This is a genomic window from Azospirillum humicireducens, assembly GCF_001639105.2.
In the GTDB taxonomy this organism is placed as follows: Bacteria; Pseudomonadota; Alphaproteobacteria; order Azospirillales; family Azospirillaceae; genus Azospirillum; species Azospirillum humicireducens.
The window spans coordinates 1,611,885-1,636,952 of the sequence record NZ_CP015285.1; the positions used below are offsets into that span (position 1 = coordinate 1,611,885).

At 67.3% G+C, this 25,068-nt stretch carries 26 protein-coding genes; 15 read left to right on the forward strand and 11 right to left on the reverse strand.

Annotation, left to right across the window (positions count from 1 at the left end; translation table 11 throughout):
• Positions 1 to 26: 26 nt before the first annotated feature.
• On the reverse strand, positions 27 to 578 hold the full coding sequence (locus A6A40_RS07385; protein ID WP_063634833.1) for a flagellar basal body-associated FliL family protein: 552 nt from the start codon (positions 576 to 578) through the stop codon (positions 27 to 29).
• 529 nt (positions 579 to 1,107) lie between these two features.
• On the opposite strand from A6A40_RS07385, the gene flgF reads away from it, so the two are divergent.
• Genes flgF through flgH form a run of 4 tightly spaced genes read left to right on the forward strand, consistent with a single transcriptional unit; the run spans position 1,108 to position 4,244 of the window.
• On the forward strand, positions 1,108 to 1,830 hold the full coding sequence (gene flgF / locus A6A40_RS07390) for a flagellar basal-body rod protein FlgF (protein ID WP_063634834.1): 723 nt from the start codon (positions 1,108 to 1,110) through the stop codon (positions 1,828 to 1,830).
• 31 nt (positions 1,831 to 1,861) lie between these two features.
• Positions 1,862 to 2,647 (forward strand): flagellar basal-body rod protein FlgG, encoded by a 786-nt coding sequence (gene flgG / locus A6A40_RS07395; protein WP_063634835.1) that lies wholly within the window; start codon positions 1,862 to 1,864, stop codon positions 2,645 to 2,647.
• 51 nt (positions 2,648 to 2,698) lie between these two features.
• Complete coding sequence (flgA, locus tag A6A40_RS07400) at positions 2,699 to 3,466, forward strand: flagellar basal body P-ring formation chaperone FlgA (protein ID WP_063634836.1); 768 nt, start codon at positions 2,699 to 2,701, stop codon at positions 3,464 to 3,466.
• 13 nt (positions 3,467 to 3,479) lie between these two features.
• Complete coding sequence (flgH, locus tag A6A40_RS07405; RefSeq protein ID WP_174718512.1) at positions 3,480 to 4,244, forward strand: flagellar basal body L-ring protein FlgH; 765 nt, start codon at positions 3,480 to 3,482, stop codon at positions 4,242 to 4,244.
• Between the two features lie 264 nt (positions 4,245 to 4,508).
• Here the strand turns inward: flgH and A6A40_RS30685 are convergent, their stop codons facing one another.
• Complete coding sequence (locus tag A6A40_RS30685; protein ID WP_158279281.1) at positions 4,509 to 4,676, reverse strand: hypothetical protein; 168 nt, start codon at positions 4,674 to 4,676, stop codon at positions 4,509 to 4,511.
• A gap of 70 nt (positions 4,677 to 4,746) precedes the next feature.
• A complete protein-coding gene (locus A6A40_RS07410; RefSeq protein WP_082860751.1) occupies positions 4,747 to 4,881 on the reverse strand; it encodes a DUF1289 domain-containing protein in 135 nt (44 codons plus the stop codon).
• Between the two features lie 203 nt (positions 4,882 to 5,084).
• On the opposite strand from A6A40_RS07410, the gene A6A40_RS07415 reads away from it, so the two are divergent.
• Complete coding sequence (locus A6A40_RS07415) at positions 5,085 to 6,230, forward strand: ATP-grasp domain-containing protein (RefSeq protein WP_146191548.1); 1,146 nt, start codon at positions 5,085 to 5,087, stop codon at positions 6,228 to 6,230.
• Between the two features lie 3 nt (positions 6,231 to 6,233).
• Here the strand turns inward: A6A40_RS07415 and A6A40_RS07420 are convergent, their stop codons facing one another.
• From A6A40_RS07420 to A6A40_RS07430, 3 genes are all read right to left on the reverse strand, one after another.
• Positions 6,234 to 6,452 (reverse strand): DUF6494 family protein, encoded by a 219-nt coding sequence (locus A6A40_RS07420; RefSeq protein WP_063634838.1) that lies wholly within the window; start codon positions 6,450 to 6,452, stop codon positions 6,234 to 6,236.
• 212 nt (positions 6,453 to 6,664) lie between these two features.
• Positions 6,665 to 7,084, reverse strand: coding sequence for an RNA polymerase-binding protein DksA (gene dksA / locus A6A40_RS07425; protein WP_012974451.1), 420 nt, complete (start codon positions 7,082 to 7,084; stop codon positions 6,665 to 6,667).
• A gap of 189 nt (positions 7,085 to 7,273) precedes the next feature.
• Entirely contained in the window at positions 7,274 to 7,699 is a 426-nt protein-coding gene (locus tag A6A40_RS07430) for a flagellar assembly protein FliX (RefSeq protein WP_063634839.1), read from the reverse strand.
• Positions 7,700 to 7,929: 230 nt separating this feature from the next.
• Here A6A40_RS07430 and A6A40_RS07435 point away from each other — a divergent pair, with 230 nt between their 5' ends.
• The 6 genes from A6A40_RS07435 (at position 7,930) to sciP (ending at position 13,394) form a co-directional block, all read left to right on the forward strand.
• Positions 7,930 to 9,072 carry a flagellar basal body P-ring protein FlgI gene (locus A6A40_RS07435; protein WP_063634840.1) on the forward strand — a complete coding sequence of 381 codons (1,143 nt, stop codon included), beginning with the start codon at positions 7,930 to 7,932 and terminating at the stop codon, positions 9,070 to 9,072.
• Between the two features lie 5 nt (positions 9,073 to 9,077).
• Positions 9,078 to 9,401, forward strand: coding sequence for a rod-binding protein (locus tag A6A40_RS07440; RefSeq protein WP_082860863.1), 324 nt, complete (start codon positions 9,078 to 9,080; stop codon positions 9,399 to 9,401).
• On the forward strand, positions 9,394 to 9,903 hold the full coding sequence (locus A6A40_RS07445) for a hypothetical protein (RefSeq protein WP_063634842.1): 510 nt from the start codon (positions 9,394 to 9,396) through the stop codon (positions 9,901 to 9,903). The genes A6A40_RS07440 and A6A40_RS07445 overlap by 8 nt, the downstream gene beginning before the upstream one ends.
• 300 nt (positions 9,904 to 10,203) lie before the next feature.
• On the forward strand, positions 10,204 to 12,042 hold the full coding sequence (locus tag A6A40_RS07450; protein WP_063634843.1) for a flagellar hook-length control protein FliK: 1,839 nt from the start codon (positions 10,204 to 10,206) through the stop codon (positions 12,040 to 12,042).
• Positions 12,043 to 12,115: 73 nt separating this feature from the next.
• Positions 12,116 to 12,865, forward strand: coding sequence for a flagellar hook assembly protein FlgD (locus A6A40_RS07455; protein ID WP_063634844.1), 750 nt, complete (start codon positions 12,116 to 12,118; stop codon positions 12,863 to 12,865).
• Positions 12,866 to 13,142: 277 nt separating this feature from the next.
• A complete protein-coding gene (gene sciP, locus A6A40_RS07460) occupies positions 13,143 to 13,394 on the forward strand; it encodes a CtrA inhibitor SciP (RefSeq protein ID WP_472240249.1) in 252 nt (83 codons plus the stop codon).
• An 81-nt stretch (positions 13,395 to 13,475) separates the two neighbouring features.
• Here the strand turns inward: sciP and A6A40_RS07465 are convergent, their stop codons facing one another.
• The gene (locus A6A40_RS07465) at positions 13,476 to 14,084 is read right to left on the reverse strand and encodes a TetR/AcrR family transcriptional regulator (protein WP_063634846.1); all 609 of its coding nucleotides are present in this window, start codon (positions 14,082 to 14,084) and stop codon (positions 13,476 to 13,478) included.
• A 148-nt stretch (positions 14,085 to 14,232) separates the two neighbouring features.
• On the opposite strand from A6A40_RS07465, the gene A6A40_RS07470 reads away from it, so the two are divergent.
• The gene (locus tag A6A40_RS07470) at positions 14,233 to 14,676 is read left to right on the forward strand and encodes a MaoC family dehydratase (protein WP_063634847.1); all 444 of its coding nucleotides are present in this window, start codon (positions 14,233 to 14,235) and stop codon (positions 14,674 to 14,676) included.
• Between the two features lie 74 nt (positions 14,677 to 14,750).
• Here the strand turns inward: A6A40_RS07470 and A6A40_RS07475 are convergent, their stop codons facing one another.
• The 3 genes from A6A40_RS07475 to A6A40_RS07485 form a co-directional block, all read right to left on the reverse strand.
• On the reverse strand, positions 14,751 to 15,839 hold the full coding sequence (locus A6A40_RS07475; RefSeq protein WP_063634848.1) for a TRAP transporter substrate-binding protein: 1,089 nt from the start codon (positions 15,837 to 15,839) through the stop codon (positions 14,751 to 14,753).
• Positions 15,840 to 16,325: 486 nt separating this feature from the next.
• Positions 16,326 to 17,201, reverse strand: a complete 876-nt coding sequence (locus A6A40_RS07480; protein ID WP_063634849.1) for an S-methyl-5'-thioadenosine phosphorylase — start codon at positions 17,199 to 17,201, stop codon at positions 16,326 to 16,328.
• Between the two features lie 73 nt (positions 17,202 to 17,274).
• Complete coding sequence (locus A6A40_RS07485; protein WP_063634850.1) at positions 17,275 to 17,994, reverse strand: rhomboid family intramembrane serine protease; 720 nt, start codon at positions 17,992 to 17,994, stop codon at positions 17,275 to 17,277.
• A gap of 235 nt (positions 17,995 to 18,229) precedes the next feature.
• On the opposite strand from A6A40_RS07485, the gene A6A40_RS07490 reads away from it, so the two are divergent.
• On the forward strand, positions 18,230 to 19,027 hold the full coding sequence (locus A6A40_RS07490; protein WP_063634851.1) for an oxepin-CoA hydrolase, alternative type: 798 nt from the start codon (positions 18,230 to 18,232) through the stop codon (positions 19,025 to 19,027).
• Positions 19,028 to 19,054: 27 nt separating this feature from the next.
• On the opposite strand, the gene A6A40_RS07495 is transcribed toward A6A40_RS07490, so the two are convergent.
• A complete protein-coding gene (locus A6A40_RS07495) occupies positions 19,055 to 20,500 on the reverse strand; it encodes a methyl-accepting chemotaxis protein (protein WP_236783602.1) in 1,446 nt (481 codons plus the stop codon).
• 525 nt (positions 20,501 to 21,025) lie between these two features.
• Between A6A40_RS07495 and dprA the strand changes: the two genes are divergently transcribed.
• Together dprA and topA are read left to right on the forward strand one after the other, a co-directional pair.
• The gene (dprA, locus tag A6A40_RS07500; protein ID WP_063634853.1) at positions 21,026 to 22,162 is read left to right on the forward strand and encodes a DNA-processing protein DprA; all 1,137 of its coding nucleotides are present in this window, start codon (positions 21,026 to 21,028) and stop codon (positions 22,160 to 22,162) included.
• A gap of 46 nt (positions 22,163 to 22,208) precedes the next feature.
• Positions 22,209 to 24,995, forward strand: a complete 2,787-nt coding sequence (gene topA, locus A6A40_RS07505) for a type I DNA topoisomerase (protein ID WP_063634854.1) — start codon at positions 22,209 to 22,211, stop codon at positions 24,993 to 24,995.
• Positions 24,996 to 25,068 lie beyond the last annotated feature (73 nt).

Consider the following 25,068-nt stretch of genomic DNA (forward strand, 5'->3'; position numbering starts at 1 on the left):
GCCGCCATCCCCACCTGACCGGGCCCTCACTGGACCAGCATTTCCTTGAACAGCACGTCCTTCACCTTCACCGGATAGGCGGCTGCGGTGATGCGCAGCAGCAGTTCCTGACGCAACCGGTACATGCCGGCCGACCCGCGCAAATCCTCCAGCCGCAGCTCGCGCAGATAGACCTGGAAGTTGTCGATGATGCGCGGCAGCACATGCTCCACCGCTCCGACATCCTCCGGCTTCGACAGCTGGATGGAGATCTTGATCTTCAGGAAGGCCGGGCGCTTGTTGCCGGTGTTCAGGTTCACCAGCATGTCCGGCAGGTCGTAGAAGACCGGGGCCGCATGCGGATCGGGCTTGCCCGGTTCCGCCTTGTGATCGCCCTCGGCCGCGGCTTGTTCGCCCTCGGCAGCCTGTTCCTCCTTGCCCAGCAGGCTGTCGAGCAAACCGGAGAAATAAACGCCGGCACCGGCGCCGATCAGCAGCACCAGGGGAAGGACGACGAACAGGACCAGCTTCTTGCCGCTGAATTTCTTCCGCGGCAGGCCGTCGGTCGAAAGTTCCCCGGCGTCGGTTTCGGCAGCCATGACATCCTGGTTCGTTCGAGGTGCGCAACAGGTGCAGGCATCCGCCGCCCGCCCCACCGTCTGTCCATGCCAAAGCTACTTTTGGGATAGTTAATAACTCCTTTCGAGTGGCTGATGGGACACTCCGGACGGGCAGGTTTCGCCCCGTTGTGGCCGTTTCGGCACGGTTCTTGATTGGGGCTGCCCGGCAGTCCGCCACCGCCCGGCCGCGCAAGGCCGAACCGCGCCCGGACTCCGCCTCCGGCCGCCCGCCGTCCCCCTCGGGGCCGCGGGGCTGCCGTTCATCGCCCCGCCGCATCACCCCTGCGGCGGGAACGGGAGAGTCTTGCCCGGCGGCACCCGGCAAGGAACGCCCGCATCCCGGCAGATTCTGCCCGGCATCCCCTGCCCCATCCGGCGGGATCGCCCCCTGCTTGCCCGGACTCACGGGAATTCAAGAGGTCGGCGGAGTTGGCACGCTGCCTGCATTACCTCTTTCGCCGGTCGGACGCTGTCGCCCGATCCGTTCGCAAGGTGAAGAGGCCGCAAGATGGAAAACTCGATCTACGTCGCCCTGTCGCACCAGATGGCCCTGCGGCGCCAGTTGGATGTGACCTCGAACAACATCGCGAACGTCAACACGACCGGCTACAAGAACCAGCGGATGCTGTTCACCGAATTCCTGGAAAAGCCGGGCCTGCACGAGAAGGTCAGCTTCGTCCAGGACCGCGCGGTGGTGCGCGACCTGTCCAACGGCGCCATGACCCAGACCGGCAATCCGCTGGATCTGGCGCTGACCGGCCAGGGGTACTTCACCGTCGATACCGCCAGCGGCCCCCGCTACACGCGCGCCGGCAACTTCCACCTGAACGACCAGCGCCAGCTGGTGGATGCCGGCGGCCTGCCGGTCCTGGCCAACAACGGCCAGCCGATCACCATCCCGGCCGGCACCAGCGACGTCAAGGTCAGCGGCGACGGCACCGTCGCCACCGAGCTGGGCCCGGTCGGCAAGCTGAACATCGTCACCTTCAAGAACGAGCAGCTGATGACCGAGGTCGGCAACGGTCTGTACGTCACCGACGAGCAGCCGGAGCCCGCCCCGGCCGAGACGAAAGTGGCACAGGGATTGCTTGAGGGTTCGAACGTGAAGCCAGTGGTCGAGATGACGCAGATGATCGAACTCCAGCGCCAGTACATGTCCGCGCAGCGGATGATGGACAACGAACACGAGCGCATCCGCACGATGCTTCAGCGGCTGGGCCGCAGCGTCTGAACCAGACCGACGACGAGAGGAGAAGACCACCATGCGCAGCCTCGCCATCGGCGCCACCGGCATGATCGCCCAGCAGCTCAACGTCGAGACGATCTCCAACAACATCGCCAACTCGACCACCACCGGCTACAAGAAGCAGCGGGCGGAATTCCAGGACCTGCTGTACCAGAATTTCCGCCGCATCGGCTCGACCTCGTCGGATGCCGGCACCGTGGTGCCGACCGGCGTGCAGGTGGGTGCCGGCGTGCGCGTCGCCGCGGTGGCCCGCGTTCTGGAACAGGGCAACCTGAACATCACCGACAACAAGCTGGACGTGGCGATCAACGGATCGGGCTATTTCCAGGTGACGCTGCCCAGCGGCGACACCGCCTACACCCGCGCCGGCAACTTCAAGCTGTCGCCGGAAGGCATGATCGTCACCGCCGACGGCTATCCGGTCCAGCCGAACATCACCATCCCGAACAACGCGGTGGACATCTCCATCAACTCGTCGGGCGAGGTGCTGATCAAGCTGGACGGCCAGACCGCCACCCAGAATGTCGGCCAGCTCCAGCTCGCCACCTTCGCCAACGCCGCCGGCCTGGAAGCCACCGGCGACAACCTGTTCATGGAATCCGGCGCCTCCGGCCAGGCGGTGACCGGCAACCCCGGCGCCCCCGGCTTCGGCCGCGTCACCCAGGGCGCGCTCGAGACCTCGAACGTCAACGTCGTGCAGGAGATCACCACCCTGATCACCGCCCAGCGCGCGTACGAGATGAACTCCAAGGTCATCAAGACCACCGACGAGATGATGCAGCAGGCCAGCCAGATGAAGTAACGCCGGCACTGCCGGCGCCTCGCTTCAGTCTTGAATTCGGGAACCACCGCCATGATCCGCCACCTCGCCACCCGCCGCCTGCCCGTCCTGATCCTCGGCGCCGCCCTGCTGACCGCCCCGGTCGCCGCGCCGGCCGCCACGGCTCCGGGCGCGGGTGTGACGGCGCCGGTTCCGGATGTCGTCTACGGCATGCCGCATGTGGAAGCGGTGCTGTCGGACGCGCTGTCGCGGATCGTCACCGTCGGCCGGCTCCAGATGGAGCTGGACAGCCGCGCGGTCGAGCTGCGGGCGCCCCAGGGCGCCGGCGGTCTGGCGGTGGAGAATCTCTATTACAGCCCGGTCCAGGGCCGCTTCGCCGCGGAGATCGTGGTGACGGGCAGCCAGGTCCGCCTGCCGGTGTCGGGCCGCGCCTTCGGCGTGGTGCAGATCCCGGTGCTGTCGCGCCGCATCATCCCCGGCGACGTCATCGGGCCGGGCGACATCGACTGGCTGGACGTGCGGGCCGAGCAGACCACCAGCGACACCGCCGCCACCGACGCCCAGCTGATCGGCATGACGCCACGGCGCGGCGTGTCCCCCAACCAGCCCGTCCGCCTGCGCGACCTGCAATCGCCGCGCATGGTCGACAAGGGTTCCCTCGTCACCATCACCCTGTCGACGCCGTCCATGACGCTGACCACCCAGGGCAAGGCCCTGCAGGACGGCGGCAAGGGCGAGGTCATCCGCGTCGTGAACACCCAATCCAACCGCATCGTCGAAGCGACGGTCGCAGGCCCCAACGTCGTCGCCGTGGCAAAGCCCGGCACCATCGCGCAGTGAGGAGAAAGCTCCAATGTCCATCACCAAGACCGCCCGTCTGATCCGCTTCGCGATGATCGCCGCCGCCGCCACCTCGCTGACCGCCTGCGGCGCCGCCTCGCGCATCGCCGACATCGGCAAGGCGCCGGAACTGTCGAGCATCCAGGACCCGCAGGCCAAGGCCGGCTATCAGCCGATCAGCCTGCCGATGCCGACCCCGCTGCCGACGGAGCGCAACCCGAACTCGCTGTGGCGGAACGGCTCGAAGGCCTTCTTCAAGGACCAGCGCGCCGCCAAGGTCGGCGACATCCTGACCATCAACATCTCCATCTCCGACCAGGCGAAGCTGTCGAACGAGAGCAAGCGGTCGCGCGCCAACACCGAGGCGGCCGGAATGCCGAACCTGTTCGGCCTGGAGGGTGACACGCTGAGCCGCGTGCTGCCGTCGGGCGCCTCGGCATCGAACCTCGTCAACCTGAACAGTTCCACCAACAATGACGGCAAGGGGTCGGTCGACCGCAACGAGAAGATCGAGCTGAAGGTGGCGGCCCTCATCACCCAGACTCTGCCCAACGGCAATCTGGTCATCCAGGGCCGCCAGGAGGTCCGGGTGAATTACGAGCTGCGCGACCTGCAGATCCACGGCGTGATCCGTCCCGAGGACATCACCGCCCAGAACACCATCAGCTACGAGAAGATCGCCGAGGCCCGCATCTCCTACGGCGGCCGCGGCCAGATCACCGACGTCCAGCAGCCGCGCTATGGCCAGCAGCTGTACGACATCATCATGCCGTTCTGAGGAGAATTCCGGGCTCCTCGCCGGACCGGGCAGCAGGCGGAGGGCGCCTCCCACGCGGGATGGCCCCTCCGCCTGCTGTCCGTTGGACTGGACGTTCACTCGGGAAAATGTTGCCGCCCGGCGGGTTGTGCCGGGGCGATGTTGCCGTGGACCGGCCCCAGCTCGATATGCGCCGCGACGGCATCGCGCCTCCGCCAGGCCCGACCCCACCGCCGGAGGCGGGCACCGACAAGAGGTCGGCCGGGCTTGAGGGCTCGGCGTCCGTTACTGGTAGCCGCCTTCGCGGGCGCGGTCCTTTGCCGCTTCCTCCTGGGCTTTTTCGGTGCGGCTGTCAGGCTCGCCGGTATCGCCGGCAGGCTTGCCGGACCGGTCGTCGGGCTTGGCATCGCCAGGCTGCCGGGTGGGCTGCTGCCGGGTGGGCTGGTCCGTCATCGGGGTGCTCCTCGGTCGCAGGTCGTATGACGAGGAGAAAACAGCCGGAACCGGGAATCCTCCCGGCCGGTCAGCCGGCGGGCCGCTCGGCCTCCGCATCGGAATCGTCACGGGCTGCGTTGATCTGGTCCAGCGTGCGGCCGCAACCGGTGCAGATGTCGCCGTCGATGGCGCACATGCCCAGGCAATCAGGATCGTCGCTCATGCGGTCGGGCCTTTCGGCTGGTGGTGGAGCTGTCACATCCCTAGCCGAAAGCCTCCCGCTCCTCAAGATGCGCGCCGAGATCGACCCTCATGGGATGGCCAGCCCCGCTTTGCCTGATTGCCTTTCGAGGGCGTGCCCGGATTGCGGCGCCATCGCGGTTGCGTTACAATATTGCGAACCCCCTATTGATTGCGAAGGTCTTCATGCCGACGGCGCTGCTGGTGTCATGCGCGATCTACCGTTACGGAACCGCAAGGCTGCCGGCGGCCCTGAAGGCTGCGGGTTTTCGCGTCTTTGCGGTCTGCCCGCAAAATTCGCTGCTGGAGTTCAGCGACAACATCGATGGCAGACACAGCTTTCCCGCCGGCATCAGTCCCGACGACCTGACCGTGATCGCCGCAAGGGCCGCGGCACAGGTTCGGGCCGACATCGTGATCGCCTGCGAGGAAACCGCCGTCCGAGTGCTGAACTCCGCCGACCGTTTGATGGAGAAGGTGCCGGCGGACAGCGCCGATGCGCGATGCCTCCGCATGGTCGGGGCATGGTACGGCGGCCGATGCTGGGAGGCGTTGCGATCGCAGTGCGTGGAGCAGGCAGCAGCCGCCGGCATCCGCACGCCACGGCAGATCGTCGTCGATCCGGGTCGGACCGGCATCGCCGATCTGGCCGAACTCGGCACGCCGCTGCTGCTGAAGTGCGACTACAGCTCGGCCGGCCGCGGGGTTCTGCTGGCCCGCTGCCCTCGGGAGGCGCTGGAGCTTGCGGCGCAGGGCACGGCCGGCAGACAGGAGACCGACGTCGAGATGCCCGCCGACGGACGAATCGTCGCGCAGGACTTCATCCGGGGAGTTGCGGCGTCGGTATCGTTCAGTGCGCTGCGGGGCCGGATGCTGGAGGGATTCGCCTTCACCACACTTCATCACCAGCCGGAGCCCTTCGGTCCGGCCTCCGTGATCGAGGTGGGAGACCATCCCGCGCTGATGGACATGGCCCGATACATGGTGGAACTGACCGGATATTCCGGATTCGGCGGCATCGACGCGATCCTGCCGGAGGATGGCAGCCCGCCGGTCTTCCTGGAGTTCAATGCCCGTCCGACCCAGACCGGCCATCTCGGCGGCCTGGTGGGTGCCGACCTGTGCCGAGCAATGGCCTGCGCGCTGGAAGACCGCCCCTATGACGGCGGCGGCGGCCGGAGTGCCGCCATGCCGATCGCCCTGTTCCCGGCGGAATGGGTCCGCGATCCCCACAGCCGCCACCTCATGACGGCCCATCATGACGTGCCGTGGAGCGAACGCCGGATGATCGCGGCGATCCTCAGCATCACCCCGCAACTCCACCCCGCCTGACCCTTACCGCGGCGATTGTTCCAGCGACAGATCTCCGGCGACCTCGTGCGTCAGGTCGATGCCGTCGACGGTCAGGACCACGCGGACGGGCAGCGACGTCACCCCGTCCAGCCGGCCGTCCGCCAGGGCGCGCCCGACAGCCAGCTCGATGTCCCGTTGGGAGGTCACGCCGACCTGCTTCAGGAATTTGCGCAGAACGGGATTGAAGGTCTCGTTGTCCATGGATCGCCCGCCTTTCAGTCGGAACCGCTGCACGCAGTGCCGTTCCGAACCCTGGAAAGCCGGCTTTGGTTCCGCCCGGCGCCGCACACATGACAAAGGCACCGGCCGGGAGAGCCGATGCCTTTCCAGAACAGCGTGACGACAGCGGCGATGATGCAGGGCTTCGCCGCCGGCGACCGGGACCGGCGGTTGTTCCTTGCGTCCGCGCGACGTCAGTCGTCGCGCTGGGTCCGTTCCATCCGCTCGTGCCGCTCCTGGGCTTCCAGGCTCAGCGTCGCGATCGGGCGGGCATCAAGCCGGCGGACGGAGATGGGGTCGCCCGTCTCCTCGCAATAGCCGTAACTGCCGTCGACGAGACGTTCCAGTGCAGCGTCGATCTTGGAGATCAGCTTGCGTTCGCGGTCACGCGTACGCAGCTCCAGCGCGCGGTCGGTCTCCGCCGAGGCGCGGTCGGCGATATCCGGTTCCTGGATACCGCCTTCCTGGAGGCTGTTCAGCGTGCCGGTGGATTCCGCCAGCAGTTCCGCGCGCCAGCGCAGCAGCTTCTGGCGGAAATACTCCCGCATGATCGGGTTCATGAACTCCTCGTCTTCCGACGGGGAATAGTTCTGGGGCAGAAGCGGCGACGTCATCCGAAAGCATCCAGCGAAAAAGGGGTGATCCGGGCGGCGCGGAGTATAGGCACGCCACGTCAGGACCGCAACCCTATGGTTCGCCCCTGCAACGACCAAACAAGCCCTTGGAATAAAAAAGATTTGTGACCGTGGCGATTCCGCCGCCCCAACCCATGCGCGCAGGACGGCCGGAGCGCCGCCACTCCGTCAGGAGGTGAGCTTCGCCAATTCCACCTGCGCGCGCAGATCGATTTCATCGAGAATTTCGGCCAGTCCGGGGTCGTCGACCTGGGCGCGGCGGGACTGGACCACCTTGGCGAGATCCACCAGCTTCTGGACCGACAGCGTGCCGGACAGCAGGCCGTGCTGGATTTCCTCCAGCCGGTCCAGCATCTCTTCCGCCCGCATCTTGCCGCGCGACGCGCGCGCGGTGGCGTCGTCGGTGACGTCGACCTCCTGGATGGCGAGCACGCCCGCGACCCCGGCAGTCGCGGCAGTGCCGCTGACCCCGTGGGCGGAGCCGGTCTCTCCCACCAGCTGCTTGGAGAACGCGGCGCCGGACGAGCCTTCGGCCTTGCCGGTGCGGCGGACCGAACCGCTGCCGCGTATGTTTCCGGTGCCTTCGACTTTCATGATCCGTGCAACCGTTTGCAGTAAAGGATGCGTAAACGCGCGCACTGTAGATGGATCAACCTTAACATCCGGTCAAGGCTTGCCGCAATCGGGCAAAAATTGCCGGGCGGCTGTGACCGAAACGCGTCATCTTGCGGGCGTTTTTCAGGGCAACGACCGGAATCGGCCGCCGGCTGCCGCTGGCACGGCATTTGTATAGGAACCGGCACGAGTTCAGGAGTGTCCGCGTCATGATCCGCACCGCCCTTCGCCTTCTGCGCCGCCGAGCCGTCCTGGTCGTGCTGACCGCCCTGCTGGCGATCGGTGTCCAGGCGGAACAGGCCTTTGCCGCCTCCGCCCGTATCAAGGACATCGTCGATGTGGAGGGCGTGCGCGACAACATGCTGATCGGCTATGGGCTGGTGGTCGGCCTGAATGGCAGCGGCGACAGCCTGAACAACTCTCCCTTCACCGAACAGAGCCTGACCGGCATGCTGGAGCGGATGGGCGTCAACACCCGCGGCACCAACCTGCGCACCAAGAATGTGGCGGCGGTGATGGTGACGGCGACGCTGGGCGCCTATGCGGCACAGGGCACGCGCATCGACGTCACCGTGTCGGCGATGGGCGACGCCAAGAGCCTGCTGGGCGGCACCCTGCTGGTCACCCCGATGATGGGCGCCGACGGCGAGGTCTATGCCGTGGCGCAGGGGCCGATCGCTGTGTCGGGCTTCACCGCCCAGGGCCAGGGCGCCAGCGTGACGCGCGGCGTGCCGACCTCCGGCCGCATCTCCTCCGGCGCCATCGTGGAGCGGGAAATCCAGTTCTCGCTGGCCGAACTGCCGGTGCTGCGCCTGTCCTTGCGCAACCCCGACTTCACCACCGCCCAGCGGGTGGCGACCGCCATCAACATCCAGCTGCGCGGCAACCGCGCCCAGGCGACCGACCCGTCCTCCGTCCTCATCAACGTGCCGGAAACGCGGCGCGGCGATGTGGTCGGGCTGGTGACGGAGATCGAACAGCTGCGCATCACCCCCGACCAGGTCGCCCGCGTGGTGGTGGACGAGAAATCCGGCGTCATCGTGATGGGCGAGAATGTCCGCATCTCCACCGTCGCAATCGCCCAGGGCAACCTGACCATCCGCATCACCGAAACCCCGCAGGTCAGCCAGCCGGGCCCCTTCAGCCAGGGCCAGACCGCCGTGGTGCCGCGCACCGACATCCAGGTCGACGAACAGTCCAACAACCGCCTGGCGGTGATGAATGCCGGTGTGACCCTGCAGGAGTTGGTACAGTCCTTGAATGCGCTGGGGGTGGGACCGCGGGACATGATCGCCATTCTCCAGTCGATCAAGGCCGCCGGAGCCCTGCAAGCCGAGATCGAGGTGATCTGATGTCCATGAGCCCCGCCCTTTCCGCCGGTTTCGGCGTGCGCACCCAGGCACGGATTTCCGATCTGGAGGCAAAGACGGACCCGGCAAAGCTTGCCCAGCTGCGCAAGTCGGCCAACGAGTTCGAAAGCCAGTTCATCTCGCAGATGCTGGGCCCGATGTTCGAGGGGATCGGCACCGACGAGACCTTCGGCGGCGGGCGCGGCGAGGAGATGTTCCGGCCGATGCTGATCGAGCAGTTCGGCAAGCAGATCACCCAGCGCGGCGGCTTCGGCATCGCCAATCAGGTTTACGGAGAGCTTCTTCGCGCCCAGGAGGCCAGCCATGGATAAGGTCGACGTTCGTTTTCCCCAGCAGCCCAAGCCGGCCGCCAACCTGCCGAAGAACGCGCAGGAGCGCGCTGTGGCCCTTGTCGAGCTGATGGGCCGCCTGAGCGCCCTGCTGGAGCGCGAGGCCACCGCCGTCCGCGCCCGCCGTCCGGCGAAGGAGCTGGCCCAGATCGTCAAGGACAAGCAGCCGATGACGCTGGTCTATGAGGAGATCAGCCGCATGCTGCGCGTCGACCGCGAGGGGCTGATGGCGCTGCCGGCGGAGCTGAAGACGGCGCTGAAGGAGGCGACCAACAAACTCTATGCGGCCACCGCCGACAATGCCGAAGCCCTGCGGATCGGCGGCGAGGCCCAGAAGGTGATGGTCGATACCGTCGTCACCGTGATCACCCGCCAGCAGAAGGCGCCCGCGACCGCCTATGCCGCGCACATGGGCGGCGGCCGCGGCTATTCCCCGCCGCCCAGCGGACCGCGCACCTCGGCGGCGCTCAACACCCGGCTTTGAGCAGACGCTCGCCGGCAAGCGTCATCCGTGACTGCCGATTTTCGGACGGCCGCTCTCCCGATCTGGAGGGCGGCCTTTCTCTTTGCGGCGGCCGGCAAGACGGCGATGGTTCGCCACCACGGCAAGAAAGACCCTGCGGGTGGATTTTTTTGCCGGTCCCGGTCCCGGCATGGGGCCGGAACTGCCGCCCCACTCCCCGCCGGCGGCTCCGCGACGCCAGTCCGGCAACTGGCCCGCCCGTTGCATTGATCCTGCCGCATCGCCGTCGGTGCGTTCCGCCGTCCCGAGAGAGGCCGTTCCATGGATATCCAATCGAACAACATCGCCGCATCCTTGTTCGACGGTCTCGCACAATCCCAGCAGACCCAGGGAGCGGCGGCGAAGAACGACCTGTTTTCCAAGATGATGGACCGCATGCTGGCCGATGCCGCCGCGCGCAAGCGCGAGCAGGCCGCCGATGCCGCCCGTGACTCCGCCAACCAGGCGAAGGACGCCCGCGCGGCCGACGCGCAGCGCAATGCTCCCGTCCGGGCGGAGCCGAAGCCCGATCCGAACCGCGACACCCGTGCCCAGACCGCCCGCCGGAGCGATGCGGACGCCGAGCCGGCCCGGACGCAGGACCCGAAAGCCGCCGGGACGGACGGCGACCGCGAGGTCCAGGCCGGTCGGAACGACCGCAATCCGGTCAAGGGCGACAAGCCGAAGGACAGTGCCAAGACCGACGGCGCCAAAACCGATGGCGCCAAGGCCAACATCTGCAAGTCCGACGCGGCGAAAGCCGGCACGGAAGCCGCCGGCGCCGATCAGGCGGAGGCAGGCGAGGGAACGGAGACGGCAGTTGCGGACGCAGCAGCGGCAGAGACCGACAGCGATGCGGCAATGGCCGAGGGGGGCGGGTCCGGTGACGCGTCCGCCGAGGATGCCGGGACGGGAGAGCAGACCGCCGACCAGCCCCTGTCCGCCGCCATGGAGCCGGCGCAGCAGCAGCCGGTCCGGCAGCCCAGCGACCTGATCCTCGCCGGATTGACGGCGCCCGGCCAGTCCGCCACCGGCGCGGCCGGCGATGACGGCCAGGGTGGCGGCGATGCGGCGGCGGCCGGGGCCGCCGATGCCACCGCCCGCCTTGCCCAGGCGCAGGCCGCGGCCGGAACGCCGAATGCGGCGCAGACCGGCGCAGACGCCGCGGCAAAGAACGCCACCGATGCAACACCCGTGAACGGAGACGGCGCCCGGCAGGCACAGGCCGCCGCCGTGACCGGGGTGGATGGCGGTGCGCAAAGCGGCGACGAAGCTGCGGAGGCGCTGCCGGACGATGATGCCGCCCTGCCCGACCGCTTCGCCGATCTGCTCGCCGCCGCCAAGGCAAAGTCCGGCGAGGCGAAACAGGGTGGCAAGCAGGCCGGTGCCGATGGCGGCAGCCGGAACGATGCCCAGCCCCAGGCCATGCCGCAGGCCGCCACTGCCGCTCCCGCGGTTCCGCCCGTCGCGGAAACGGTTGCCACGTCGGCCACCGCCAGGGCGACCGGAGCGCTGGAGGGACTCGAAGGCGCAAGCGCCGCCGCAGGCCACGGCCATGGCGCCGCCGGTGTCCACACCCATCCGGCGCTCGCCGCCATGGAGGGGATGCATGGCGGAATTTCCGGGAGCATTCCCGGCATCGACCAGCCGCAGGCGGCCGCGACGCTGCGCCCGTCGCGCGGCAGCGCCGGCATGCCGATGGGCGTCCATGACCAGATCGCCGTCCATATCAAGAAGCAGGTCGGCGACGAGGTCGACCAGTTCACCATCAACCTGCACCCGGCCGAGCTGGGGCGGATCGACATCAAGCTGGACATCGGCGCCGACGGCCGGGTCAGCGCGATGGTCGCGGTGGAAAGAGCCCAGACCCTCGAACTTCTGCAACGCGACAGCCGTGGTCTGGAACGCGCCTTGCAAGAGGCTGGGCTGCAGACGGACTCCAACAGCCTGAACTTCAGCCTGCGCGGCGAAGGCAACCCCTTCGGCAATGACGGGCGGGGCAACGGCAAGGGGAACGGAGGGGGGCGGCGCGGCCTCGACGGGGGCGCCGACCAGGACGCCTCCGACACGGCCGTCTACACCGCGACGCTCGGCAACGGACGTCTCGACATCCGCGCCTGAGCCGGGCAGCACGCCCGCCGCCTGACCGCCGCTTTCAAGACACCGGCCGCAAGAGCCACGAAGGACGACCGCCATGACCACGACCACCAACAGCTTCGGCCAGCCCGTCAACCAGTACGGCACCTATTCGGGCGGCAAGTCCACCGGGTCGAAGACGGCGGCCGAGACCTCCAAGACCCCGCAGACCGACGCCGAGAAGACCGCGTCGGCGACCAAGGGCCTGGGCGACAATTTCCAGACGTTCCTCACCATGCTGACCACGCAGATGAAGAACCAGGACCCGCTGAAGCCGCTGGATACCAACGACATGACCAAGCAGCTGGTCGATTTCGCCAATGTCGAGCAGAACATCGGCACCAACAGCCGCCTGGACAAGCTGGTGCAGCTGCAGTCCGCCGGAACCGCCTCCACCAACCTGGCCTATCTCGGCCGCATGGTCACCTTCGAAGGCGACAGCTTCCAGTACACCCAGGGCATGACCCAGGCTCCGCTGGGCTACGAGCTGGCGACCTCCGCCAAGTCGGTGCGCGTCGACATCCTGGACGCCAAGGGCAACATCGTCCGCTCCATGAAGGGCGAAACCACCGCCGGGACCAAGCATGCGGTCAATTGGGACTTCAAGGACAACAACGGCCGCGCCGTGCAGCCGGGCACCTACCGGATGAACATCGCCCCGGTGTCGGAGGTCAAGGACGACACCATCAAGACGACCACCTACACCTTCGGCACCGTGGCCGGCATCGGCAACAACAAGGAAGGCGAGACCGTGCTGAACATCGGCGCCAGCGAAGTCCCGCTGTCCAAGCTGACGACGGTCTACTGAGGGCGATTGCCGGCGGACATTCCCCGGTGGCGCGGCCGGCGATCTCCGGCCGCCGGACAACGGCGGAAACCCTGCTGTCCGTTCGGGGTAAGGGTTACCCCGAGATAAAATGTTAACTCTATCGTTTAGGCATTTGTTAAGTGCCGGCGCCTAAAGTACCCCGAAATCGTGGAATCCACAGTTTGGGTTGGAGCGTCCGCGCATGGCACTCATAGAACTCGACACCGGTGACGACTCTGCGGCCGGTGCATCGGTCATTGGTCCTGAGGGGCGTCCCATGACCGAAAGCGATCTTCCCCCGCCCGACACCAAGCGTTGGGTGATGCGCCGCAAGGCGGAAGTGGTCGCCGGCGTCCGATCCGGCCTGATCAGCCTGGAGGAGGCCTGCCGCCGCTATACCCTGTCGGTGGAGGAATTCTTGTCCTGGCAGCGGCTGATCGACAGCCACGGCATGCGGGGCCTGCGCGCCACCCGCCTGCAGGACTACCGTCCCGGCCAACCGGTCCGCGACCGCATCGGCGCGGACTGACGCATCAGGCGGAATTGAAGAAGCGCCGCAGGTCTGGCCTGCGGCGCTTTTTGCGTTCGGGGTCGTGGTGGTCGCGGGATGTCAGCCGATGGCCTTCGCCCCACAGGCTGCCCCGCAGGCCGCATCGATCAGCGTCGCCGCCGCACTCGCCACCGCCGCGTTGCCCACCCCCAGATCCAGCGCACGGCCGGCGGCGTAGGCGCCTTCCATCAACAATTGCAGTTGCCCGGTCAACCGGTCCGGATCGTCCGCGCCGGCCGCGGCAGCCAGTGCGCGCAGGCGGTCGCGGACCATGCGCTTGTGCGCCAGCGCCAGCACATGGGCGGGGTTGGCCGGATCGCGCAATTCGGCGGCGGCCGTGGTGAAGGGACAGCCCTGGAATTTCGGGTGGTCGATCCAGTGGCCGAGCGCCACGAACAGCGCCTTCATCTGCGCCCGCGGGTCGCCGGGATGGCGGGCGGTCACCCGGTCCCACCATGCGGCATGCTGGGCGGTGTTGCGCTCCAGATAGGCGCAGACCAGATCGTCCTTGGACGTGAAGTTGCGGTAAAGGCTCATCTTCGCGACGCCGGACTTGGCGATGATCGTGTCGATGCCGACGGCGCGGATGCCCTCGCTGTAGAACAGCTCCGCCGCCGTATCGAGAATCCGCTCCCGCGCCGGCTTCCTGACCCCTGCCGTCTCTGCCATCCGCCCCCACCCGTTCAGGACGGCCCCGCCGCAAGCATGGCCGTTGACAATGATACAGACCTGTCTCTACCATCGGACGGAAGAGACAGGTCTGTATCATAACCGGCCGAACCGGCCCTGACCACCACGACGAACGGAGTTCCGAGGGATGCGCTATTTCGAGGACATCACGGTGGGCGACCGCTTCACCGGCGGGCCGCTGACGGTCGAGACGGTGGAGATCGTCGCCTATGCCGAGAAGTTCGACCCCCAGCCCTTCCACCTGGATCCGGATGCGGCGAAGGACACGCTGTTCCGCGGGCTGGCGGCCAGCGGCTGGCACACCGCGGGGATGACGATGCGCATGATCGTCGGCAGCAACGCCGAATTGGCCGGCGGTTACATCGGCATGGGTGTCGATCAGATCGGCTGGCCGCGCCCGACCCGTCCCGGCGACGTGCTGCGCATCGAGATGGAGGTGCTGGAGGCCCGGCGCTCGGCCAAGCGGCCAGACCAGGGCGTTCTTCGGGTGAAGACCACCACCTTCAACCAGAACGACGAGGTGGTGCAGACCATGATCGCCAACCTGCTGGCGCCCGGCCGCCCAACCTGAACAAGAAAACGCCTGACCAGGAAAAAGCCCCCGCGACCGGTCGGGTCGCGGGGGCCTTGTTCTTCATGGTGCCGTCAGCGCTTCAGGCCGGCGGTGAAGGCGAAGTTGTCGAAGGAGTTCTCGGCCACCCGGAACCACAGATACTCGTCGTCGCGGAACTTCTTCCACGGTTCGTAGATCTTGGCGAATTTCGGGTTGGTCTTCGCCGTTTCCTCGTACAGCTCGGTGGCGGCCTTGTAGCAGGCCTCCATCACGTCGCGCGGGAAGGGACGCAGCTGGGCGCCGCCACCGACCAGACGCTTCAGCGCCGCCGGATTCTCGGCGTCGTACTTGGCGGCCATGGTCAAATTGGCTTCGAAGCAGGCGGCCTCCAGGACGGCCTGGTACTGCTTGGGCAGCTGTTCCCACTGCTGCTTGTTGACCAGCAGCGAGACGTTCAGCCCGCCTTCCCACCAGCCCGGATAGTAATAATATTTGGCGACCTTGTTGAAGCCGAGCTTCTCGTCGTCATAGGGGCCGATCCACTCGGCGGCGTCGATGGTGCCCTTTTCCAGCGACGGATAGATGTCGCCGCCGGCGATCTGCTGCGGCACGACGCCCAGCTTGGACAGAACCTGGCCGGCGAAACCGCCGATGCGGAACTTCAGCCCCTTCAGGTCCTCGACGGTCTTGATCTCCTTGCGGAACCAGCCGCCCATCTGCACACCGGTGTTGCCGGCCGGGAAATTCACGACGCCGTAGCCGTCGAAGAACTCGCGCAGCAGCGGCATGCCGCCGCCGCTGTAGATCCAGGCGTTCTGCTGGCGGGCGTTCAGGCCGAACGGCACCGTCGCGTCGAAGGTGAAGGTCGGATCCTTGCCGACATAATAGTAGCTGGCGGTGTGGCCGCATTCGACCGTGCCGTTCTGCACGGCATCCAGCACCTGGAGGCCGGGGACGAGTTCACCGGCAGGGAAGGCGCGGATGGTGAACTTGCCGTCGGTCGCCGCGGCGACGCGTGCCGCGATGGTGTCGGCGCCGCCATAGATGGTGTTCAGGCTCTTGGGAAAGCTGGACGCCAGACGCCAATGGATTTCCGGCTGGGACTGCGCGATGGCGGGAGCCGCCAGCGTGCTGGCGGCGACGCCGACGCCAGCCGAGGTCAGGAAGGAACGGCGCTTCATGAACGTTTCCTCATCGTTATGGCCATGACGCCCATTGCGTGAAGGCGTCTTTTGCCGAACAGAAGACACTATGGTGCCTGAACAATCCTAGAAATCGCAGAGGCTTTCCGGCAAATCGTCAAAATGCATGGCTTCCATTCCGGATTTATTCCATCGCGTGGAAATACAGTGCGCATGCGCGACTGCACCGGCACCGACAGTTCGTCGCCGTCCCCCGGAATTCTTAAAGCACTGCATCACAGGACCATGCGAAGACCGGCGTCTGCTCCCGAGAGCAGCCATCAGCCGCATCGATCAACCGCGGAACCGTCTTGCCGTCACCCGAATGGTTACGTGCACCGATGATATATTCGACGTCCGGAGAGGCACACACCCCTACTTTCGTTCATGGGCCGATCAGGCAGCGGCAGTGGCAGTGGCAGTGGCTTTCCCATGCCGTGCGCAAGCGCTTTGCGCACGGATGAAAGCGACCACGCAAGCCACCATTCACCCCAGCGCGCGCTTCACGATCAGCGACAGCTTGTCCAGCATCGCCGGGTCGCGGTGGGACGGAGCAGTCATGATCGCGTTGTCGAGCGCGGTGTGGCAGCCCTGGACGCAAGGGCCGTCGCGGTGCGCCACCTTGGGCGCCAGCGCCGACACCAGCGAGCGCGCCTTGCCGGCATTGGCGACCACAACCTTGATCACCGCATCGACCGAGACATGGTCGTGCCCCTCGTGCCAGCAATCGTAATCGGTGACCATGGCGACGGTCGCGTAGCACATCTCCGCCTCGCGGGCGAGCTTGGCCTCCGGCATGTTGGTCATGCCGATCACATCGCAGCCCCAGCTGCGGTAGAGCTTCGATTCGGCGACGGTGGAGAATTGCGGCCCTTCCATCACCATGTAGGTGCCGCGCCGCTGGTGCGGGATGTCCAGCTCGGCCAGCGCCTGCTCGATCAGGTCGCCCAGCCGGCCGCAGACGGGATGGCCCAGCGCCACATGGGCGACCAGCCCGCTGCCGAAGAAGGTCTTGTCGCGGGCGAAGGTCCGGTCGATGAACTGGTCGATGACCACGAAGGTGCCGGGCGGCAGAGTCTCCCTCAGCGAACCGACGGCGGACACCGACAGGATGTCGGTCACGCCCAGCTGCTTCAGCGCGTGGATGTTGGCGCGGAAATTCAGCTCCGACGGGGGAATCCGGTGGCCGCGGCCGTGACGCGGCAGGAAGACCAGCTTGCGGCCCGCGAACTCGCCGGTCAGCAGCTGGTCGGAGGGGTCGCCGAAGGGCGTCGTCACCGTAACCCAGCGGGTGTTCTCCAGGCCGTCGATGTCGTAAAGGCCGCTGCCACCGATCACGCCCAGAACCGCGTCGTTCCCCATGGTCCGCTCTCTCCCGCTGACGATGGCGCGAGTATTTCGGGCATGGAAACGGAATGCAACCGCCGAGGCGCCGTCAACCGCCGCCGCGACCCGCCCGCCGGGGTGCGGCCAGCCACAGCAGCAGCGCCCCCAACAGGAACCCGGCAGCCAGCCCGCCGGCATGGGCGCCCCAGCCGACCTCGGCCAGCGCAGAATCGGCGGGCAGCGGCATCAGCGTCATCGCCGCGTTGAGCAGCGCGAAAACGACGATCGCCCCCTGCACCAGCCGCCGGGGAAGGCGCCGCGACAGCAGCCCGAAGCGCGGGCGCATCCACAGGAATCCGCCCATCAGCGCACAGATCGCTCCGCTCGCTCCGATCAACGGCGCCATCCGGTCGGCCGCCAGCACCCCCTCGGACAAGGCCGCCGCCACGGTGCCGGCGACGAACAGCGCCAGATAGCGCAGATGCCCGGCCTCGCGCTCCACCACATCGCCCAGCAGCAGGAGCACGACCATGTTGGAGGTCAGATGCGTCAGGTCAGCATGGATCAGCACATGCCCGAACAGCCCGCGCCACAGGGCGGCAGTGGGCAGAGGCCCGGCCAGCTCGACCGTGCCGAAGAAATAGGCCGGAACGAAGGCGAAGGACTCCGGCGGAAGCCGCAGCACGAAGGCGAGAACGCACAGCAGGATGATGCTGCGGTTGGCATAGGGCGGAACGGGTGCGGCGATGTCCGGCCTTTTCCCGCCATCCCTGCCCCGCCCCCGCCGATCACCATGCCGGTCCCCATGCCGGTCCAGAGCCAGCGCCATCCCCCCGCCTCCGCCCTTCGGTCGCGCCACGCCGCTCCGCCCAGCGTCGCCGCGGCGATCGGTCTCACCCCAATGTAGGAAGGGGTATTGTGGAAGAACAAGCGTTTCCCGCGGCGCCCGGCGCCTTCCTATACCGGTCGGACGGATTGGACAGGGGCCCGACGGCTGTCACAGTACGTCCACCATCCGGCGAAGACCGTTCCGCCGGACAATGACAACCGGGGAAGAAACGACCATGAACGAACGTCAGGATACCGGCAGCATGACGGTTGACCGCCAGGGCCGCGTCATGGTGCTGACCATGAGCGACGCCGGCACCCGCAACGCGCTCGGCCTGCGGATGATGGCCGCCGGCCGCGATGCGCTCGACGAGGCGACGCATGATCCCGGCATCGGCGCCATCGTGCTGACGGGGGCCGGTGGCGCCTTCAGTTCGGGCGGGCATCTGACCAATCTCTATCACCACGGCAGCCGCTCGCGGTCGGAGAACCGGGATGGGATCGAGCGCTTCCATGGCTGGGTCCGCGCGATGCGCGAATGCCCGAAGCCAATCCTCGCCGCGGTGGAAGGGCCGGCGGCCGGCGCCGGATTCTCGCTGGCGCTGGCCTGCGACCTGATCGTCGCGGCGGAGGATGCGCAGTTCCTGACCGCCTATGTCAAGGTCGGGCTGACGGCGGACGGCGGCGCCTCCGCCTCGCTGGCCCGCGCGCTGCCGCCGCAGCTCTATGCGGAACTGATGCTGACCGGCGGCCCGGTCGATGCCGCCCGCCTGCATGCGGCCGGCGTGGTCAACCGCATCGCGACACCGGGACGGGCGCTGGCGGAGGCGGTTGCCTGGGCGCAAACCATCGCGGAGGGGCCGAGCGGCGCCATGGGCCGGGCCAAGAAGCTGATGGAGCTTGCCTATGGCAGCTTCGCCACCCAACTCGCCCGTGAAAGCGACCTGTTCGTCGAAGCCCTGCATCACGGCGAAGCGAAGGAGGGCATCACCGCCTTCTTCGAAAAGCGCCCGCCGGCGTTCCACAAGCGCTGATCGGGCCGAGGCCGCCCACCGGTGCGGTCAGCGGACCAGGACGTGCGCCGCCTCCTTGGTCCGTTCGACCGCCCCGGCCACCTGATTGACCGCCGTGGAGATCGCCGTGATGTTGGACGTCACCGTCGCCACGGCGGCTGACGCCGCCTGCATTTCGGCCGACATGGTCTGTGTGACGGCGCTCTGTTCCTCGACCGCCGAGGCGGTGCCGGTCACATGTTCCCGCACGGCGGCGACCGCCTCGCGGATGGCGTTCAGGGCATTGGCGACTTCGGTCGAAGTCGACTGGATGCCCTCGATCTCCGCCGAGATCTGCTCGGTCGCCTTGCCGGCCTGATTGGCGAGGTTCTTCACCTCCGACGCCACGACGGCGAAGCCCTTGCCGGCCTCTCCGGCGCGGGCCGCTTCGATGGTGGCGTTCAGCGCCAGCAGGTTGATCTGCCCGGCGATGGAATTGATCAGGCCGACGATTCCGTTCATCGCCTGGGCGGCGGCGGCCAAACGGTCGGTGCTTTCCGCCACCGACACGGTACGGTCGAAGGCGCTGTCGGTCGCCGAGCGGGCGCGGGTCATGCTCTGCGAAATCTCGCCGATGGACGAGACGAGCTCCTCCGCACTGGACGCGACCGACTGGACGCTGGCGGACGTCGAACCGGCGGCGGCGTTGGCGGAGCCGGCCTCGCCCAGCGACAAATGAAGCGCCTGATCGACCTCGCCGAAATTCGTGTCGATCATCACCTTCAGATTGTTCAGGAGGACGATCTGGGCGGTGATGTCCACCGCGAACTTCACGACCTTCGTCACCTGCCCCTTCTCGTCGAAGATCGGGTTGTAGGCGCCTTCGATCCAGACGGCGTTGCCGGACTTGCCGATGCGCTTGTACTGCGCGGCCTGGAACTCGCCGCGGCGCAGCGTCTCCCAGAACCGGGCGTAATCGGCACTGTCGCGCAGCGCCGGCTCGACGAACATGCTGTGGTGCTTGCCGATCACCTCGTCCCGCCGATAGCCCATCACCTTGAGGAAATTGTCGTTCGCCTTGGTGACGATGCCGTCCGTGGTGAATTCGATCACCGCCTGCGAGCGGCTGATGGCAACCATCTGCGCCGCATAGTCGAGATTCTCCAGCCGCTCCTTGGCATCGGCCCATTCGACGACGAAGCCGATCCGCTGCCCATTGTCGGTCAGCGGCGTGACCAGCAGGTCGAACTGGTGGCCGCCGACCTTGATGGTGGCGCCGTAGGGCTTGGTCAGCGCCGCCAGCATGCGGCGCTGGTGATCGGGATTCTTGTGGAACACGTCGATGTTGCTGCCGACCAACCGGCTGACATCCAGCCGGGGCAGTTCCTTGCGCAGGTCTCCCTCAACCTCGCGCAGCAAGGACACCACGGCGGGATTGACGTGAACGATCGTCAGATTCTCGTCGGCCACCATCACCTTCGCCCGCAGGGCATCCAGCGCCGACATCTTCCGCATCAGCGCCTGTTTGATTTTTCCCCGTCCGAACATTGCCTGCCCCGCCCCTTGTCCACAGTTCCGCGGCCGATGATACATAAGCATGCGACCGATTCCATTGGGGGAAATCCGACCTTCGGTCCTGAGTGCCAAAGTCTTCACGCTGCCGATTCACTGACGCCTGATGGTATTCAATGTGCGGCTCCAGCGTTCCGGGCACGCCAAGATTGAAGCGCGCCATAAGGAAGTGCGATCGATGGTGGATCGTTCATCTCCCGCCGCATGAAGATTATGATCCGGGCGGAAGCAACATAGATTGTCTGCCGGGATATCCTCAAAAAGTCGAGGCATGCCGCCTCCGCGAGTCCTCGGGTGCGATGGCGCACGCCCCACGCCGTCGGCAAGGCGGCCATGCGGTGCCCGGCGCCGCCATGGGATTGCACAAGCATCGCCACCCACCATCCATGGGCATGGACCGCCGGCAGCAATACCCTCATACGTTTGAATGTTGATGCCGAACGTCATTCGGTTGTATGACTCTCGGACATGACACAACCGCGCCGCCCCTTGTCCGATGCCGAACGGCTCGACTGGATCCGCCTCATTCGCACCGAGAATGTGGGGCCGATCACCTTCCACCGCCTGCTGGAGCAGTTTGGCAGCGCCCGTGCGGCGCTGGACGCCCTGCCGGACCTGGCGCGGCGCGGCGGGCGGACCAAACCGCTGCGCGTCGCCCCCAAGGCCGAGGCGGAGCGGGAGATGCAGGCGAACCGCCGCTTCGGCGCCCGCCTGATCTGCGCCTGCGAGCCCGACTACCCGGAACCGCTGGCCGCGGTCGACGATGCGCCGCCGGTGATCTCGGTGGCGGGACACGCCCATCTGCTGAAACGGCGCGCGGTCGCCATCGTCGGGGCGCGCAACGCCTCGCTGAACGCCAAGAAGTTCGCCGAGTCGCTGGCGCGGGAGCTGGGCACGGCCGGACTGCTGGTCGTTTCCGGCCTGGCCCGCGGCATCGACACCGCCGCCCATGCCGGTTCACTCGCCGGCGGCACCGCCGCCGTGCTGGCGGGCGGCGTCGACGTCGTCTATCCGCCGGAGAATGAGGGACTCTACCGCGACATCGTGGCGCAGGGCGTGGTGGTGGCGGAAAGCGCCATCGGCACCCAGCCGCAGGCCCGCCATTTCCCCCGCCGCAACCGCCTGATCTCCGGCCTGTCGCTGGGCGTTCTGGTGGTGGAGGCGGCGCTGCGCTCCGGATCGCTCATCACCGCGCGGATGGCGCTGGAACAGGGGCGGGAGGTGATGGCGGTTCCGGGATCTCCGCTCGATCCGCGCTGCCACGGCACCAACAACCTGCTGCGCCAGGGGGCGGCGCTGGTGGAGCGGGCCGACGACGTCCTGCGCGCCATCGAAAACCTGCGTCCGCCGACACTGGCGGAACGGCCGCGCGACCTGTTCAGCGCCGCCGGGCTGGTCCCCGGCCCGGCCGCGCAAGCAGACGAATCCGACCTTGCAAAGGCCCGTGCCCTGGTGCTGGAAAACCTGGGCCCCTCCCCCGTCACCATTGACGAACTCGTCCGCGGGTGCCAATTGTCCGCTCCGGTGGTGCTGACCGTGGTTCTGGAACTTGAGCTTGCCGGCCGAGTCCAGCGTCTTCCCGGTCATCAGGTCTCTCTCGCCTGATCGGCGCCGCCGTGGTTTGAGTGGGCATACGCGAAGGGCTGGTTTCTTGCCGGGCAGCAACGTCGTCATCGTCGAATCGCCGGCCAAGGCGAAGACCATCAACAAGTATCTGGGCGACGACTACACCGTCATCGCCAGCTTCGGCCATGTCCGCGACCTTCCGGCGCGCGACGGGTCGGTGCGCCCGGATGAAGACTTCGCGATGGAATGGGAGCTGGGCGACCGCTCCAAGCGCCACATCGACGAGATCGCCAAGGCGGTGAAGTCGGCCGACCGCGTCTATCTCGCAACCGACCCGGATCGCGAGGGAGAGGCCATTGCCTGGCACCTGTCGGAGCTGCTGCGCGAAAAGAATCTGACCGACAACCGCGACGTCCAGCGCATCACCTTCAACGAGATCACCAAGAGCGCGGTGCAGGCCGCCATCGCCAACCCGCGCGACGTGTCGCGCGAACTGGTCGACGCCTATCTGGCGCGCCGGGCGCTGGACTATCTGGTGGGATTCACCCTGTCGCCGGTGCTGTGGCGCAAGCTGCCGGGCTCCAAGTCGGCCGGCCGCGTGCAGTCGGTGGCGCTGCGCCTGATCTGCGAGCGCGAGTCGGAGATCGAGGTCTTCAAGCCGCAGGAATACTGGTCCATCGCCGTGGGCTTCACCACGCCCGCCGGCGCCGCCTTCACCGCGTCGCTGACCCAGCTGGACGGCAGGAAGCTCGACAAGTTCGGCCTGCCCAACCGCGAGGCCGCCGAGGCCGCGGTGGCGAAGATCCGCCCGCAGGCCTTCGCCGTGTCGTCGGTGGAGCGCAGGCAGAGCCGCCGGAACCCGTCGCCGCCCTTCACCACCTCCACCCTGCAGCAGGAGGCCTCGCGCAAGCTGGGCTTCGGCGCCACCCGCACCATGCGCACGGCGCAGCGGCTGTATGAGGGCGTCGATATCGGCGGCGAGACGGTCGGCCTCATCACCTATATGCGAACCGACGGCGTCAGCCTGTCGCAGGAGGCCATCGACGGCGCCCGCAGCCTGATCGGCTCGCAGTATGGCGAGCGCTATGTCCCGGCCCAGCCGCGCGTCTACAAGACCGCCGCCAAGAACGCCCAGGAGGCGCACGAGGCCATCCGGCCGACCGACCTGCAGCGCCGCCCGGACACGGTCTCCGCCTATCTGGAAGGGGACGAACTGCGGCTTTACGAGCTGATCTGGAAGCGGACGCTGGCGAGCCAGATGGAAAGCGCCGTGCTGGATCAGGTGGCGGTGGACATCGCCAGCCCGTCGAAGGATGTGGTCCTGCGCGCCACCGGTTCCATCGTGGTGTTCGACGGCTTCCTGAAGGTCTATCAGGAGGACCGCGACGACGCGGCCGAGGACGACCAGCAGGAACGCCGCCTGCCGGCCATGGACCAGGGCGATGCTCTGGCCCGCGGCGACATCGCTCCGGAGCAGCATTTCACGCAGCCGCCGCCGCGCTATTCCGAAGCCAGCCTCGTCAAGAAGCTGGAGGAGCTGGGGATCGGCCGCCCGTCCACCTATGCCTCGATCCTCCAGGTGCTGCAGGACCGCAACTATGTGCGGTTGGACAAGCGGCGTTTCATCCCGGAAGACCGCGGCCGGCTGGTGACGGCCTTCCTGGAGAATTTCTTCCACCGTTATGTGGAGTACAACTTCACGGCGGAGCTGGAGAACCAGCTGGACGAGATCTCCGACGGCAAGATCGACTGGAAGACCGTCCTGCGCGACTTCTGGACCGCCTTCGACGTGGCGGTGAACGGCACCAAGGATCTGACGATCACCCAGGTGCTGACCACGCTCGACAACGAACTCGGCGCCCATTTCTTCCCCGCCGCCACCGAAGATGGCCACGACCCGCGCGTCTGCCCGGTCTGCCGCGAGGGCCGGCTGGGGCTGAAACTGGGCAAGATGGGCGCCTTCATCGGCTGCTCGCGCTATCCGGAATGCCGTTACACCCGGCCGCTGGCCGTCGCCAACGATGAGAATGGCGAGGCGCAGGAAGGCCCGCGCGAGCTGGGCAACGATCCGGAAACCGGCCTGCCGGTGACGGTGCGCCGCGGCCCGTTCGGCGCCTACATCCAGCTCGGCCCGGCGCCTGCCGCTGCCGCGCCGCCGGAGGAACCGGCGGCAGAGGAGCAGCCCGCGGACGGCAAGAAACCGAAGGCAAAGAAAAAGAAGAAGGACGAGGCGCCGAAGCCCAAGCGGGTGTCGCTGCCCAAGGGCATGGCCGCTGCCGACGTCGATCTCGACACCGCGCTGCGGTTGCTGGCCCTGCCGCGCGCCATCGGCAACCATCCGGAAACGGGTGAGGAGATCAGCGCCGGCATCGGCCGCTTCGGTCCCTACCTGAAGCATGGCAGCGTCTACAAGTCGCTGACGCCCGATGACGACGTGCTGACCATCGGCATCAACCGCGCCGTCGACCTGCTGGCCGGTGCGGCCAAGAAGGCCTCGGCCCCGGCCAAGACTCTGGGCGACCACCCCAAGACCGGCAAGCCGATCACCATGGGTTCGGGCCGCTTCGGTCCCTATGTGAAGCACGCCAGCGTCTATGCCTCGATCCCGAAGGGAACCGAGCCGGACAGCGTCACGCTGGAACAGGCGCTGGAGCTGATCGACGCCAAGGTCGCCAAGGACGCCGCCAAGAAGGGCAAGGCCCCGAAGGACGCCGAGCCGGCCAAGGCCGAGGGCGCGGAGGCGGAGAAGCCCGCCAAGGCCAAGGCTGCGGCCAAGAAGCCGGCCGCCAAGAAGGCGACCAAGGCCAAGGCGGCCAAGGACGCTCCGGCGGAAGCCGCCGCGCCGAAGAAGAAGACCGCCAAGGCATCGTAACCGAAAAGCCCTCTCCCGCCATGGGAGGGGGATTTTTCGGGGCGAATTTCCTACTGAAATAAAAGGGATATAA